The sequence below is a fragment of the Leptospira perolatii genome, assembly GCF_002811875.1.
GTDB classification, from domain to species: domain Bacteria; phylum Spirochaetota; class Leptospiria; order Leptospirales; family Leptospiraceae; genus Leptospira_B; species Leptospira_B perolatii.
In genome coordinates this window covers 74,343-88,593 of record NZ_NPDZ01000009.1, presented here as the reverse complement: position 1 = coordinate 88,593, position 14,251 = coordinate 74,343, and the positions used below count along the sequence as shown (strand labels likewise).

Below are 14,251 nucleotides of genomic sequence, written 5' to 3'. Positions count from 1 at the left end.
TTAGAATCCCTGCCACTGAGAATAGATGCTCGCGACCACAATATTGAACACAGCCCACGGAATCATTTTCTTCCAGCCTATACTCATCAACTGATCGTAGCGAAATCTTGGAAGAGTCCAGCGAACCCATAAAAACGCAAAGGCAAAAAACAGAACTTTGATCGCAAAGAAGCCTAGACCAAAAAGAGGTCGGTACGGAGAGCCTTCTAAGATTCCAAACGGAACATTATAACCGCCGAAGAAAAGAAGGGTAACCACACAACTCATCGTGATCATATTCATATATTCTGCAATAAAGAATAACGCGAATTTGAAAGCTCCATATTCAGTATGAAACCCGACTACCAATTCGGATTCTGCTTCGGCCAAGTCGAACGGCAATCGATTCGTTTCGGCAAACATGGCTACAACAAACACAAAAAAGGCGATAAATCCGGGCAATTTAAAGAAATTCCAGAGCCCGATTTGAGAATCATTAATATCAGTAAGTCGTAATGAACCTGTCAATATTACGATAGACGCCACGGATAAACCGAGAGGCAATTCATAGCTGATCATTTGAGCGGTGGATCGAATTCCTCCGATCAAACTGTATTTATTATTACTCGCCCATCCAGCCAAAATGATTCCATAAACTGAGAGGCTAGAGATCGCAAATAAAAAAAGAATACCAGTGTCGGGATTCGCAATCTGCAAATCCAAACTTCCGATTCCAATCTTGGATGAAATCCAGTTTGGCAGATCGATCCTTCCACCCAGAGGAATTACCGCCCAGGCTAAAATTGCGCAAGTCATGGAGATAGCTGGAGCCACCAAGTACATAACCTTGTTCACATTCTTTGGAAAGATTTCTTCCTTAGTTAAGAATTTAATTCCATCAGCAAGAGGTTGGAATATTCCGAAAGGACCTGCTCGATTTGGTCCCTTCCTGTCTTGGATAAATCCAGCGACCCGGCGCTCTGCAAGAGTATAATACGCGCAAGCAGTGATGAAAATTACGAAAAAGACTACACTCTTTAAAAGCCAAAAAAGGACCTGATTCCAATCCATATTCTTTTCAGCCTTCCTTACCCACAGGGCTACCGCTCTCTGCTTGAGCAATATCGTTCACAGGAGCTGTCTTTTTTAGCCTCGCTTCGAATTCATGACGAAATTTTAATATAGTCGGCCTTACTGCACCTACGCACGCGTCCGACAATGGACAAATCGTAGTTCCACCTTCCATATTCCGAGAAAGAGAAAGTATCAGATCCAAATCCCCTTGAGTTCCGTTCCCTTCTCTAATTTTTTGAAGGAGGTCCCTCACCCAATGAGTACCTTCCCGGCAAGGGGTGCACTGTCCGCAGGATTCGTGCGCATAAAATTTCGCAAAACGATATGTTGTTTCTACCAAATCGGTCCCTTCTCCGATCACAATGACAGCACCGGAACCTAGCATGGTTTTGTGTGCCGCCATGGACTCAAAGTCCATGTTTGCGGTTTTACATTCCTCCGCAGTCAGAATCGGCACGGAGGAGCCTCCGGGAATGACCGCCTTCAAAGGTATGTCGTTTAACATTCCACCGCAGATATCCATGACTAGTTCCATCAAGGGAGTTCCGAGTTCGATTTCGTAGACTCCTGGTTTTTTAACGTGTCCAGAAACTGAAAAGAGTCTAGTTCCAGGAGATTTTTCAGTCCCCAATTTGGAATACCACTCTGCACCCTTATCAAAAATATGAGGGATAGCCGAGAAAGTCTCCACGTTGTTTACTACCGTAGGACATCTGTACAAGCCTGAAACTGCAGGAAACGGAGGTTTCAATCTTGGATGTCCTCTTCTGCCTTCGATACTGCTAATCAAAGCAGTCTCCTCTCCGCAAATATAAGCACCAGCACCTTGGTACAAAACCAGATCAAAATCGAAGCCACTTCCTAAAATATTTTTTCCTAAATATCCTTTTGCGTAAGCCTCATCGATCGCTTTCTGCACGGAATCGATTCCTTTGTGAAACTCCCCGCGAATATAAAAAAATCCTTTATTCGCGCCGATCGCCTTGGCTCCAATCACCATTCCTTCGAGAATCTGGTGGGGAAGATTTTCGAGCAGCTTTCTGTCCTTAAATGTGCCGGGCTCTCCTTCGTCCGCATTGCATATGATATATTTCGGTTTTGGATTGTCTTTGGGTATAAAGGACCATTTCAAACCGGTAGGGAATCCAGCGCCTCCCCTACCTCTCAAACCAGACTTTTTTACGATATCAATGATCTCTTCTGGCTTGAGCTGCAGAGCCTTCTTCATTCCGTCGTAACCGTGAACGGATTCATAGAAATCCAAGTCATTCGATCTTGGATCGTCAATATACTTTGTAAGTAATTTCATCTCGGCCATTTCATCAGCCTCTATTTCAAATCCTGAAGAAGTTTATCAATATTTTCTAATGTTAGATTTTCGTAAAACGAATCGTTGATTTGCATCATCGGTGCATAGCCGCAAGCACCGAGGCACTCGACTTCGTCCACGGTGAATTTTTTGTCGGGAGTAGTCTGCCCGGGTTTGATTCCCAATTTGGAGCACACATGTTTTTCCAACACGTCGTTTCCTCTCAGATAACAACTCGTATTTGAGCAAATCTGAATATGATATTTTCCTACTGGTTTTTTGTTGTATAAAGTGTAAAAAGTCGCAACTCCGTAGACATGAGCCAGAGAAATCGGATCTCCGATTTTATTCGCGATATACTGCATTCCCTCGCGATCTACAAAACCCTTTTCCTTTTGGAGCATATAGAGAGCGGGAAGAATAATACTCCTCTTGTCCGGAAACATTTCGAACAGCTTAGAAAATCTTTTTTCGGATTCTTGGGAAAATTGGTAAGACATCAGCAATCCAGCTCTCCGGCAATCACGTTCAAAGAACTCATGGTCGCAACAGTATCTGCCAAAAGACCGCCCTTTACTAATTCGTTAAACGACTGATAAAACCAAAAGCACGGCCTACGAACATGCACTCTCCAAGGAGATTTGCCTCCCTCGGAAACGATATAATAACCCAGCTCACCGTTCGCGGCTTCGGTAGCCATATAATATTCACCTGCAGGAACCTGAACCCCGTGCATAATGATTTTGAAATGATAGATTAATTCTTCCATGTTTTTATATACTTTATCTTTGGAAGGAAGATAGGCGTGCGGAACATCCGCGTGATGAGGTCCCTCTGGAATTCCGTCTACAAGCTGTTCGATGATCCGAATCGATTGCCGCATTTCTTCCATTCGAACTAAGGTTCTATGAAGTACGCTTCCGTCCTCACCGATCGGAACATCAAAGTCTACTTTATCGTAGAACATATAAGGCTCGTCTTTTCTAACATCCCAATCCACTCCGGCGGCACGGAGATTCGGGCCGGAGTATCCGTACTCGATCGCCTTTTCCGCAGAGATTCCTCCGATTCCGTCGGTTCTATCTAAGAAAATTCTGTTATTTACGAGTAGAACTTGGAATTCTTCGATCGCAGGCTTCAAACCTTTGCAGATGAGTTTTACTTCTTTGGCGAACTCAGGGTAGATATCCTTTTCCAAACCACCTATTCTACAAAAGGTGGTCGTTAACCTAGCACCTGTTAGTTTTTCGATTACCTGATAGATATTTTCCCGATGATGGAATAAATGCAGCATTCCGGAAAAAGCGCCGAGGTCCACACCTAGGATTCCATTGCAGATGATGTGATCCATGATTCTGGACAATTCCGAGATAATCATGCGGACGTAAGTTACTCTGTCCGGCACCTGTATTCCCATCATCTTTTCCACTGCCAAGATCCAGCCAATATTGTTCAAAGGCGTAGAAACATAATTCATCCTGTCTGTGCAAACTAGGAATTGATTATAAGTGTAGCTTTCTCCCAACTTTTCAAAACAGCGATGCACGTATCCGATAACGGATTCGGAGTCTACAACCCTCTCCCCATCCAACTGGATCACATTTTGCAAAATACCGTGAGTCGCAGGATGAGAAGGACCGAGATTTACGAGAAGGTGTCCTTCAGGCAAATCTTTGAACTTAGAAGAAAAGTGTTCCGCTGTCTTTTCGTACATGTTTGCCATTGATTAGCCCTGCATATCTTCCGAAACATGAATGGTAAGCAGATCTTCGATCAGATAATCCTGACCGAAGCCTTCCAAAGGATAATCTTTTCGTAATGGATGTCCTTGAAAATTATCAGGAAGGATAAGTCTTTCCATCTGCGGATGCCCATGGAAAACGATTCCGAATAAGTCGAACACTTCTCTCTCCGGCCAATTCGCGCCTTTAAATATAGAGACAATGCTCGGAACGCCTTCCCCGTCTTCTACCGGAACCTTGATCTGAACTCTAGTAGAAGATTTATTTAGAGAACGGAGTAGATAACATACTTCGAATCTAGGTTCCTTTTTCCCGAGCCAATCGATCGCTGTTAGATCGTTCAAATAATTCAATTCGATCTCAGGCTCGTTTTTTAATGCTTTCAAAACCGGAAGCACGCCTTCTGGTTTCAAAAAAAATACGGGAACGTTAGAGGAGACTACTTCTTCTTTGTAAATGAACTGGGGAAACTTATCTTTTAAGAAACGCTCTACAATTTCTTTCATCGGACGACCAGGGGTTTATTTCTTTCGTTCATCTCCTGGATCTTCCTCATTACTTCTTGGCGTCTCGCTTCAAGTCCTTGAGATTTTACTTTTTCTTGAAGCTTTACAAGTGCATCTAGGATCGCTTCCGGTCTTGGGGGACAACCTGGAACATATACATCCACGGGCAAAATTCTATCCACACCTTGTAAAACTCCGTAGGTATGGAACATTCCACCGGAGGAAGCGCAAGCGCCAACGCTGATCACGAATTTTGGTTCTGCAAGTTGGTCATAAATTTCGCGGAGCACTGGAGCCATTTTGTAAGTAATAGTCCCAAGCACCAAGATCATGTCTGCCTGTCTTGGAGAAAAGGAAGGTCTCTCCGCTCCGAAACGTGCAATATCGTAGTCCGAGCAAGCGGTGCTCATGTATTCAATTCCGCAGCAAGCGGTCGCAAATGGATAAGGCCAGAGAGAAAAGCTTCTCCCCCAATTGATTACAGAATCTATAGTGCCTACTTGCGCCATATCTCCGTACATTTGGCCGGGTTTACTGAGTTGGTCGTTTAATCCCATTCCAATGCCCCCTTCTTACGAATATAATACAATCCGACTATAATCGTAAATAAGAATACGAACATTTCAATCAGAAGAAAAGGTCCGAGGCCTGCTTTTGTAAATGACTTCAGATTTACTGCATAGGGGAAAAGAAAAATGGCTTCGATATCGAATAGTATAAATAAAACCGCGACCAAATAGAACTTAATATTAAAAAGCCCTCTTGCGTCTCCATAGTACGGAACTCCGCACTCGAAAGTATCCTGAGGCTTCGATTTCTTTTTTGGATTGAGTAAGAACGCGAGCGCCAAGATCAGAGCGGAAAAACCGACTCCGAGTAAAAATTGGATCAGAAGTGGGCCGAGGTGTTCTGGCGTGCTTCCCATGTGCAGACTTCAATTCGGTGTTCCAGGACGGCTTATGTCAATCCTTTTAGCGAGAAGGCCGGAAAAGTTAAAAACAGGTTGGACAGACCAAGATTTTTACTTTGTTCCATGCCGACTAAAACCGAACCAGATTTTTCGGTTTTAAGAAAATAGTTTTTGAGAATAATTCTCGCAACAAGAGAGGAGGTACTTGCCGCATTTCTAATAAACCTGTTTCGACTCTCAAATAAATCCCTGGCAAAAACAGAACACTCGTTCTGGTCCGACGCTAAAAAGTTGGTGACAAAACAATCATCGAAAGTGAATTTTAGGAAAGAAGCCTTGTCTTCAAAAAAGGAGTTCCTTATGGCCAAACTCGTATTATCCAGCTTTGCGGAATTAGCCGCTTATGAGGGAAAGGAACTCGGTGCTTCCGATTGGATTGAGATCACTCAAGAGCAAATCAATAAATTTGCCGATGCTACTCTTGACCATCAGTGGATACATACAGATCCAGCCAGAGCCGCAAAAGAATCTCCTTTCGGAACAACCATTGCCCACGGTTATCTTACGCTTTCCATGGCTCCTTATCTACTCAGCCAAATTTTAGAACTGAAGAACATAAAGATGGGAATCAACTACGGAATGGAAAAATTGCGTTTCTTGGATCCGGTCAAAGTAGGATCCAAACTTAGATTGAGAGCAGAGTTGATCGAGCTCAAAGATTTGAGAGGAACTGCTAGAATGACTTTGAAAATGAGCTTCGAGGTAGAAGGTGCGGCAAAACCAGCAGCCATCGGCGAAGTCATTTATCTCTACCAATTCGGCTGAACTGGACTTTTCCTCGGATATCCGCCATGAACCCACGCACTATCATTTATCTTATTTCAAGAATTCGAGACGAATTCCATAGACATCTCAACCGGGAATTGAAGGAAAAAGGTCTCGGACAGCTATCAACGACTCATGCAGATATTCTTTTCGCGCTCGCAATGAGCAAAAAAGTACAGATGCAGGAAATTGCGAAGATGATCGACCGGGATAAATCCACATTGACCGCCTTGGTCGACAAGTTGGAGGATCTGGAATACGTAGAGAGGGTTAGAGACAATTCGGACCAGAGGGTTGTGCATTTACAGCTCACCCGTAAAGCTTACTCAATACGGCCGATCATGCTCGGGATCTCCAGGTCACTGCTTTCGGGCCTTTACAAAGGCTTTTCCGAATCAGAAAAAAAGGATCTCGTCCGCCTTTTGGACAAACTTTATAAAAATTTAAAATAGTCTTAAACAGGTTTTGTTCCTTCAGTTTTTCCTGAACTCAGCCTCCAAGTAATTGAGTATCTCTTCTTCGGCGGCACTCTTTCTCCATTCGGCCTTCCTCCTCCTACCGGGAGTCCAAGGTTGGATCAATTCTTTGTAAGCAGCAATTAGTTTATCAATTTTTAATAAAACATCGGCCTCGAATTTTCTAAAATCCGGAACCAAGAGCGAATTGAGGTCACCTGGTTCCACTTTTCTCAATCCCTGCGCGTATTCCCTGCTTTTCTTTTCTAATTCTGTTCTTACCGAGGGGGTGAGCAAATAAGCAAAAAGCACTTCTTGGAATGATTCGTATTCCTCTACCGGAGAAAATCCGTGAAAGCAAGTCAGATGGACCGCTTTGCTCGAATTCCATACGAATCTTACCTCTTCTCTATGAAAGGATGTGGCCAATATCCTAGCCGGCTCCCTAGCTTCTTGAGAATGCCAAGGTCTCCTTTTGGAAGGCAGAAATCGATTCGGTACGCCTCTCCTTTTACCCTCTTCCAAGTAAGAATGCAAACCTCCGGATTGCTCCGGTGGCGGAATATCCTTGGCATCAAGAAGCAATACCTTTGCTCCTCCTGATCTAAGTGTTGCCCAGTCCTCTTCCGAGAAGAATGACGATAAAGCGTACTGAGCCTTTGGTACGGAGGGACGCAAATAATCCGAAGGGATCGACAAGCTTTCGGCATCCTTTTCGGACAGCAAAAAGAAACGATTATCTCCTGTTGCAATCCCTCTGCGAAACTTTCCGAACACTCGAATTGGCACCCAGTCTTCACGGGAGTTTGAATTCATAGTTATCACATAATTGTTGTTAGTTGGTATTATATCATCTCTTTTTAAGGAACTGCCACCTGTTGACTTCCGCAGGAGCGGAGTCCATTTTTCTTCTGCTTCCAAAGTGACTTTGATCCAGTCTAAATCGTTAAGCGACGGTAACTTACTAATCGCTCCTTCAAGTCGAGAGCGAGTCCAGAGAAATTCCTGGGAGATCGATGCGGACTTTTCCAAAAACAGTATACAGGAAGTGGTTACTGCTCCCGAAAAAAGCGAGAGAGGGGTGTCAAGAATCAAGAGACGTTTCAAACAACCTGCATCAAGAAGCGCTCTTTTAATCGGAACTCCATATCCAGCGTTTAAGAATTCATAAGGAACTATAATAGAAGCTCTTCCATCTATATTCAAAAGATTCAATATTCTTAAAAGAAAGAAGACATACAAATTTGCGGTCCCAGGTATCGGAAAACCTATTTCTCTTCCGAATTCCCGAAGCAGTTCATTACCGAGCTTGTGGTGGCTTAGGCGTTTGTATGGAGGGTTACAAACAATTGCCTCGTATCTGACACTAGTTGGCTCAATGTTCAAAAAATTTCCGAGTCGAATAAATTTGGATTCTTCCGGAACGCCGAAGCTTCGCATCAATTGATCGCATTCAGAATATAATAGCGGATCGAGCTCCCAGGCGTGAAACTCTAGATTCGAAAAATTTTTGTCTCTCCCGTAAGTTTCTATAAAGGAAGCGAACAGATTTCCAGTGCCGGCCGCAGGATCCAGTATACGAATTTTCTCCTCTGAATGAGGCGTTCTAAAGTGAACGCTATCTAGTATCCATTCGGCTAACAAATCGGCGATGAAGGCAGGCGTGAAGAACTGACCCAGATCTCTGCCTCTTGTATACGCAGATTTTTCTGAAGTAATTTCTTGAATTGTATCAGGATCTTGCCGAAAACGCATCTGTTGATTAGATAGGCTCCGCCTATCAAGTGTTAATACGACGTTGCGAATTTAGAAAAACCTTACAACTGTTATTCCCTGAATTTGAAAAAACAATACGAGAGCAGTTTCGTATACTGTGTATACTCCAATGTATACACTGAAATAAAATAGAATAACTAGGATTAGAGTTAGAAACTTTCTTAGTTAAGGAGAATTCGGATCTTTCGGAAAAAGTTTTTCCGAAATCTTCTTTTCGATTGATTGCAATTTTGCTGCTTTTGCCATGTCCAAAGCGGTTTTGCCTTCGTTGTCGCTCAAATTCAAATCGGCACCTAACGAGATTAAGGCTTCTGCCGCAATAATGTTATCCCGCTGAATCGCTTCCATGAGCGGAGTCTTTCCTTCTGCGTCGCGGTGATTTATATCGGTTCCAACCTTAGCGAGCAATTCGAAAATCTTGTAGTCTGCTGCGCGACTTTCTGTAGCATAATGAAAAGCGTTTCTTGCTCCGACTTGTTTGGTTCCTCTGGCTCCAGGCTGCTCCTTCAATCTGCTTGTGAACACAGGTTTTGCTCCGCTCGCTAAAAGGAATTCCGCAATACCTATGTTAGCTGGTGCGCCCGCCGCACCAACAGCTAAGAATAAAGGATACTCATCCAATCCACCCGGATCGTGATTCGGGTTTGCCCCATTTTCGACCAGAAATTTCACAAGAGGTAAATTTTGATTCCGAATCGCTAAGTTGAGAATGGATACGGTATGTTGATCATCACCCTTTCTCGCTTTGTATTCTAACTCCGCGCCAGACTCGATCAATCTCTTTGATTCTGCCAAGTCATCCATGTCAGGAACCTTGACTTTTAATAGAGGTTGTATTCGGAAAAAGAGTACTGAATTGCCTTCGTTGTCCTGTGCATTTAGGTTTGCTCCATTCTTAATCAGGAGTTCTACTACGTCCGCACCTTCGGCTAACATAAGTGCCGTTCTTCCTTCAGAATCCTTGGAATCTACATTTGCGCCTTTGGATAAAAGATCAGTTACTTTTCCGATATTCCCCTCTTTTACTGCTTTTAGAAACTCCAGATCCATTACCGAGTTTCCAAAAACGCCAGCAGAGAAAAATGACAATAAACAGAAGAGACTGGTGAATCTAAGTCCTTGCCGGTAGCTAGTCATTTTGCGCATATACTTCTTACCAATTCTCTTTACAGCCATATTAACCTAGGACTTCGAGGATGAAAATTCACTTTTTATCTGGAATTGCCTTGACCCTGGAGCAGAGATCCGTATCGTCCTGTCCCTGAGTGAGCGTATGGCAAATCACAATTCGGACTTTGATTCGTATGATGGACTCGGTTTAGCGGAGCTCGTTCGCAAAAAAAAAGTTCATCCTAAGGAACTCGTGGAATTCTCGATCAAAAAAATCGAGAAACTGAATCCAGAACTAAACGCGGTCATTCACACTACTTTTGACCAAGCCAATAAACTGGCAAGTTCCAATAAAATACCCAAAGGGATTTTTGCAGGAGTTCCTCTACTTCTAAAAGATCTACTGCACGAAGTCAAGGGCGAGCCAATTACAAACGGCTCTAAAGCTTATCGAAAGTTTCGAGCGGCCCAAGACAGCGATTTTGTTTCTAAACTGCGCGGTTCAGGATTCATTTTTTTGGGAACTACAAACGTTCCCGAATTCGCTCTGATGGGAATCACGGAACCTCAAGCTTACGGTCCTACCAGAAATCCTTGGGATACCGAAAGAACTCCAGGAGGTTCAAGTGGAGGATCCGCTTCTGCAGTCGCATCCGGAATGGTTCCAATCGCGACAGCCTCCGATGGAGGAGGATCGATTCGAATTCCAGCCGCCTATTGCGGGTTATTCGGTCTCAAGCCGACCAGAGGGAGGGTCCCCGTTTATCCAAAAGGTAGAGTTTGGCAAGGTGCTTCCTGTGACCTGGTTGTAACAAAGACGGTCAGAGATACTGCGGCGGTTTTGGACGTTGCATCCGGCACTGATCGTTCAGAAGCTTTTTATCTCGGGCCGCCAAACGTCTCGTATCTAACAGATATGAAAAAGAGTCCGGGAAAACTAAGGATCGCCTACAGCTTTACCTCACCGATCGGAACCGGAGTAAATCCCGATCATGTTAGCGGGGTCATGGAGACGGTTAAGCTCTTGAAATCCTTAGGTCATAAATTGGTGCCCGAAACTCCTAATATCGACGGCAAAAAATTGGCCCAATCATACGTAACCATGTATTTCGGCGAAGTAGCTTCCGAAATAGATCATCTAAAGAAGACTCTGGGCAGAAAAGCCAGGATGGGAGATCTGGAATCTACCACTTGGATTTTAGGTGTGCTCGGAAAGTCTGTGCCCGCAGGTGAATTCGTGAACGCGATGAGAACTTGGGATGAAGCCGCATATTCTATGGAAGAGTTTCATAAATCGTATGACTTGTATCTCACCCCGACTACTGCAGAACCTCCCGCAAAAATCGGGGAACTTGCTCCGAAGTTGTGGGAAGAAATCGCAATGCAAATCATAGGAAGGCTTGGCTTAGGAAAATTACTTCTAGCGAGCGGAATGGTGGACCAATTAGTAGAAAAAAATCTATCAAGGACTCCTTTCACTCAATTGGCCAACCTTACTGGACAACCATCTATGTCCGTTCCGCTTGCAAAAACCCAGCTTGGTTTGCCGATCGGTATGCAGTTCACCGCACCTAGAGGAAGAGAGGATTTGCTCTTGAGACTAGCTGCCCAGTTGGAAAAAGCGAAACCTTGGGGGAAGTTTAAAGTCTGAGGCTGGCCCCACCCGCTCCCTGGGCGGGGGGATGGTGGCGGGTACACCACCCGCGCCAACAGTTTCCGGATTTTCAAAGTCGCAGTAACTTATCCGTCTTTACAAGGCAGTGATTTTCCTCTCCACTGTCCTTATGTTTCCAAATCAGCAGGACTTCAAGAACGCACTTTCCCATTTTGCTTCAGGGGTTACGGTAGTAACTTATTCGGATATGACTCGTGCTGGTGGACTGACTGTCAGCAGTTTTACTTCTCTTTCCTTGGATCCTCCTTTGGTACTGTTTTGCCTGCAAAAAGGAATCGTAAGCCATGATGCTCTTTTAGCCTCTGGAAAGTTTACTGTAAATATTCTCTCTAGCAACCAAGAAGACCTTTCGAATCAATTCGCTTCGAGCAAGGTAGACAAACACGACTTCCTCCAAAAATTAGCCTGCGACTTGGGATTAAATGGAGTTCCTTACTTAAACGGTACGCTCTCTAGGATTGAATGTGAGTTGGAAAAGGAAGTGGATGGAGGAGATCATACAGTGGTCATTGGTCGAGTTTTGCACGTATATTTCGATGATACCCTAAAGCCACTTTTGTATTACGGTAGGAAGTATCATACAATCTAAGTTTCGCTTTTCATCTTTCGTCCTAAAATAGTTTTCAGTGGGCCCTGATCGAGAAAAACTGGTCTTGCAATGGAAAAAGACTCCGTTTCCCTCCAAGACGCAATCGAGCACGGTTTAACAGAAGAAGAATTTAAACATATCCAGGAGATTCTGGGTAGGATCCCGAACTCAACAGAGTTAGGGATCTTTTCAGCCATGTGGTCGGAACATTGTTCCTACAAAAACTCCATTCTCAAACTAAAAACATTACCGACTAAATCGGATCGGATGCTTGCCCAGGCAGGAGAAGAAAATGCGGGGGCAATGGATATCGGTGATGGTCTCGCTGTAGTATTCAAAATAGAAAGTCACAATCACCCAACAGCCGTTGAACCTTACCAAGGTGCTGCAACCGGAGTGGGTGGAATTATGAGAGATATTTTTACGATGGGAGCAAGACCGATCGTTTCCTTGAACTCTCTTCGCTTCGGAAATCCGGACGAACCAAGAAATAAATATCTATTATCAAGGGCTGTTAAAGGAATCGGTGACTACGGCAACTCTCTGGGAATCGCGGTCTCAGGAGGAGAGCTCTTTATAGACGAGTGCTTTTCCAAGAATCCTTTAGTAAACGCGATGACCGTCGGAATTGTCAGGCATGATCAAATGGCAAGCGCGACTACAGGAGGACAGGTCGGCAACGCAGTTTTTATCGTAGGAGCTACTACAGGTAGAGATGGAATTCACGGGGCATCATTTGCATCCAAAGATCTCACAAAAGAATCGGAGTCCAAAAGGTCCGCAGTTCAAGTAGGAGATCCATTCATGGAAAAACTACTAATGGAAGCTTCTCTCGAAGCAATCCAAAAAGGATTACTTGTAGGAATCCAAGACATGGGTGCCGCTGGAATCTCTTGCGCAACTTCCGAAATGAGCGCGAAGGGAAAAACTGGAATGAGAATCGATTTAGACCAGGTCCCTTATCGTGAAACCGGAATGAACGCATACGAAGCAATGCTATCCGAGAGCCAAGAAAGAATGCTCGTGATCCCCAAAAAGGGAAAAGAAGAAGAACTTATTTCTATATTCAAAAAATGGAATCTAAATGCGGTAAAAATCGGAGAAGTCACCGCGGGTGGAATTTTAGAAATTCATAAAGAAGGAAAGCTGAAAGCCAAAATTCCGGCAGAATCCTTAGTGCTTGGCGGAGGCGCGCCAAGATATGTAAGGGATGTAAAAAAGCCCGAGTATTTAGAAAAGCTCGCGACTTGGACACCGGATTCTACCCCGGACATAGAATCCGGAAAGGAATCCCCTGCTCTCTTGAGCCTGCTTTCAAGCTGGAATATTTGCTCCAGAAATCCGATCACAGAACAATACGACTCCGAAGTGGGCTTGGTAAAATTGATAGGCCCTGGTTGCGATGGAGGATTGTCTGCAATTCCGGACACTAATAAAGCGTTGGCTACCGCCACTGATTGCAATTCCAGATACACCTATTTGGATCCTTACAAAGGCGCTATGTTCGCAGTCTGTGAATCCGCACGGAACGTTGCGGTAACCGGAGCAGAGCCTTTAGGAGTGACAAATAATCTTAATTTTGCAAATCCATATATTCCAGAAAACTACTATATGTTTTCGGAATGCGTGCGTGGGTTAGGAGACGCCTGCAGAGCTTTGGGCTTACCAGTGACCGGAGGAAACGTTTCTTTCTATAATGAATCTCCCGAAGGTCCGATTTATCCTACACCTACGATCGGAATGGTCGGAATTCTATCTGATAAATCGGAAATGATTCCGAACTTTCCGAAATCTGCCGGAGTAAAACTAGCGCTTCTGGGCAGATTTCGTCCTTCTTTAGGCGGTAGCGAATACCAAAAAATATTTAAGAAGGAAGTGAAAGGCAAAATGCCAGATCTTTCCATCGAGGATGAAAAGTCACTCTTGGAATTGCTGCAAAGACTTCGCAAAAACAAAAATATTCTTTCTGCGAGAGATTTGTCTCTCGGTGGTATTGCAGTAGCACTCGCAAAGACTTCCATTTTATCCGGACTCGGAATCTCCGCGAACCTGAAAGGTTTTGAACAAAAGAGAAAAGATCTGACTCTCTTTGGAGAAACCGCGGCTTGCCTATTGGTAGGATATTCTGCAGAAAAAGAAAGCTCACTAAAATCAGAAACCCAAAGTGTCGGTTTAGAATTCTTTCCTGTAGGAGAAACAAACTCTCTTGGAAAATTAGAAATTTCTGATTTTGGAATCTCTTTAACCATCCAACAATTAAAGGAAAACTACGAGTCAGGCCTAGTTCAGACTTTTAAGTGA

Annotated in this window: 14 protein-coding genes; 5 read left to right on the top strand and 9 right to left on the bottom strand. The window is 44.0% G+C overall.

Annotated features, from left to right (window positions below):
• Genes nuoH through CH373_RS13895 form a run of 7 tightly spaced genes read right to left on the bottom strand, consistent with a single transcriptional unit; the run spans position 1 to position 5,535 of the window.
• Positions 1-1,050, bottom strand: coding sequence for an NADH-quinone oxidoreductase subunit NuoH (nuoH, locus tag CH373_RS13925; protein ID WP_100714186.1), 1,050 nt, complete (start codon positions 1,048-1,050; stop codon positions 1-3).
• Between the two features lie 7 nt (positions 1,051-1,057).
• Complete coding sequence (gene nuoF, locus CH373_RS13920) at positions 1,058-2,371, bottom strand: NADH-quinone oxidoreductase subunit NuoF (RefSeq protein ID WP_100714185.1); 1,314 nt, start codon at positions 2,369-2,371, stop codon at positions 1,058-1,060.
• A gap of 11 nt (positions 2,372-2,382) precedes the next feature.
• Positions 2,383-2,862 carry an NADH-quinone oxidoreductase subunit NuoE gene (gene nuoE / locus CH373_RS13915; RefSeq protein ID WP_100714184.1) on the bottom strand — a complete coding sequence of 160 codons (480 nt, stop codon included), beginning with the start codon at positions 2,860-2,862 and terminating at the stop codon, positions 2,383-2,385.
• On the bottom strand, positions 2,862-4,076 hold the full coding sequence (gene nuoD, locus CH373_RS13910) for an NADH dehydrogenase (quinone) subunit D (protein WP_100714241.1): 1,215 nt from the start codon (positions 4,074-4,076) through the stop codon (positions 2,862-2,864). The genes nuoE and nuoD overlap by 1 nt, the downstream gene beginning before the upstream one ends.
• Positions 4,077-4,088: 12 nt before the next feature.
• Complete coding sequence (locus CH373_RS13905; RefSeq protein ID WP_100714183.1) at positions 4,089-4,610, bottom strand: NADH-quinone oxidoreductase subunit C; 522 nt, start codon at positions 4,608-4,610, stop codon at positions 4,089-4,091.
• Positions 4,607-5,167 (bottom strand): NADH-quinone oxidoreductase subunit B, encoded by a 561-nt coding sequence (locus CH373_RS13900; protein ID WP_100714182.1) that lies wholly within the window; start codon positions 5,165-5,167, stop codon positions 4,607-4,609. Before CH373_RS13900 ends, CH373_RS13905 begins: the two co-directional genes overlap by 4 nt.
• On the bottom strand, positions 5,158-5,535 hold the full coding sequence (locus CH373_RS13895) for an NADH-quinone oxidoreductase subunit A (RefSeq protein WP_100714181.1): 378 nt from the start codon (positions 5,533-5,535) through the stop codon (positions 5,158-5,160). Before CH373_RS13895 ends, CH373_RS13900 begins: the two co-directional genes overlap by 10 nt.
• Before the next feature lie 345 nt (positions 5,536-5,880).
• Between CH373_RS13895 and CH373_RS13885 the strand changes: the two genes are divergently transcribed.
• Both CH373_RS13885 and CH373_RS13880 read left to right on the top strand, forming a co-directional pair.
• A complete protein-coding gene (locus tag CH373_RS13885; RefSeq protein WP_100714179.1) occupies positions 5,881-6,345 on the top strand; it encodes a MaoC family dehydratase in 465 nt (154 codons plus the stop codon).
• Between the two features lie 26 nt (positions 6,346-6,371).
• A complete protein-coding gene (locus tag CH373_RS13880; RefSeq protein ID WP_100714178.1) occupies positions 6,372-6,797 on the top strand; it encodes a MarR family winged helix-turn-helix transcriptional regulator in 426 nt (141 codons plus the stop codon).
• 21 nt (positions 6,798-6,818) lie between these two features.
• Here the strand turns inward: CH373_RS13880 and CH373_RS13875 are convergent, their stop codons facing one another.
• Positions 6,819-8,555: an HsdM family class I SAM-dependent methyltransferase gene (locus tag CH373_RS13875; RefSeq protein ID WP_100714177.1), complete on the bottom strand. Its 1,737-nt coding sequence runs from the start codon at positions 8,553-8,555 to the stop codon at positions 6,819-6,821.
• Between the two features lie 186 nt (positions 8,556-8,741).
• Complete coding sequence (locus CH373_RS13870; RefSeq protein WP_243393399.1) at positions 8,742-9,626, bottom strand: ankyrin repeat domain-containing protein; 885 nt, start codon at positions 9,624-9,626, stop codon at positions 8,742-8,744.
• Positions 9,627-9,849: 223 nt separating this feature from the next.
• Between CH373_RS13870 and CH373_RS13865 the strand changes: the two genes are divergently transcribed.
• From CH373_RS13865 to purL, 3 genes are all read left to right on the top strand, one after another.
• Positions 9,850-11,337 (top strand): amidase, encoded by a 1,488-nt coding sequence (locus tag CH373_RS13865; protein WP_100714176.1) that lies wholly within the window; start codon positions 9,850-9,852, stop codon positions 11,335-11,337.
• A gap of 133 nt (positions 11,338-11,470) precedes the next feature.
• The gene (locus CH373_RS13860; protein ID WP_100714175.1) at positions 11,471-11,950 is read left to right on the top strand and encodes a flavin reductase family protein; all 480 of its coding nucleotides are present in this window, start codon (positions 11,471-11,473) and stop codon (positions 11,948-11,950) included.
• A 69-nt stretch (positions 11,951-12,019) separates the two neighbouring features.
• The gene (gene purL, locus CH373_RS13855; protein ID WP_100714174.1) at positions 12,020-14,251 is read left to right on the top strand and encodes a phosphoribosylformylglycinamidine synthase subunit PurL; all 2,232 of its coding nucleotides are present in this window, start codon (positions 12,020-12,022) and stop codon (positions 14,249-14,251) included.

Coding starts and splice junctions, on each gene's coding strand:
- CH373_RS13905 (WP_100714183.1), bottom strand. CDS start 4,610: ATGAAAGAAATTGTAGAGCGTTTCTTAAAAGATAAGTTTCCCCAGTTC.
- nuoE (WP_100714184.1), bottom strand. CDS start 2,862: ATGTCTTACCAATTTTCCCAAGAATCCGAAAAAAGATTTTCTAAGCTG.
- CH373_RS13860 (WP_100714175.1), top strand. CDS start 11,471: ATGTTTCCAAATCAGCAGGACTTCAAGAACGCACTTTCCCATTTTGCT.
- CH373_RS13875 (WP_100714177.1), bottom strand. CDS start 8,555: ATGCGTTTTCGGCAAGATCCTGATACAATTCAAGAAATTACTTCAGAA.
- CH373_RS13865 (WP_100714176.1), top strand. CDS start 9,850: ATGGCAAATCACAATTCGGACTTTGATTCGTATGATGGACTCGGTTTA.
- nuoD (WP_100714241.1), bottom strand. CDS start 4,076: ATGTACGAAAAGACAGCGGAACACTTTTCTTCTAAGTTCAAAGATTTG.
- nuoH (WP_100714186.1), bottom strand. CDS start 1,050: ATGGATTGGAATCAGGTCCTTTTTTGGCTTTTAAAGAGTGTAGTCTTT.
- purL (WP_100714174.1), top strand. CDS start 12,020: ATGGAAAAAGACTCCGTTTCCCTCCAAGACGCAATCGAGCACGGTTTA.
- CH373_RS13900 (WP_100714182.1), bottom strand. CDS start 5,167: ATGGGATTAAACGACCAACTCAGTAAACCCGGCCAAATGTACGGAGAT.
- nuoF (WP_100714185.1), bottom strand. CDS start 2,371: ATGGCCGAGATGAAATTACTTACAAAGTATATTGACGATCCAAGATCG.
- CH373_RS13885 (WP_100714179.1), top strand. CDS start 5,881: ATGGCCAAACTCGTATTATCCAGCTTTGCGGAATTAGCCGCTTATGAG.
- CH373_RS13880 (WP_100714178.1), top strand. CDS start 6,372: ATGAACCCACGCACTATCATTTATCTTATTTCAAGAATTCGAGACGAA.
- CH373_RS13870 (WP_243393399.1), bottom strand. CDS start 9,626: ATGGATCTGGAGTTTCTAAAAGCAGTAAAAGAGGGGAATATCGGAAAA.
- CH373_RS13895 (WP_100714181.1), bottom strand. CDS start 5,535: ATGGGAAGCACGCCAGAACACCTCGGCCCACTTCTGATCCAATTTTTA.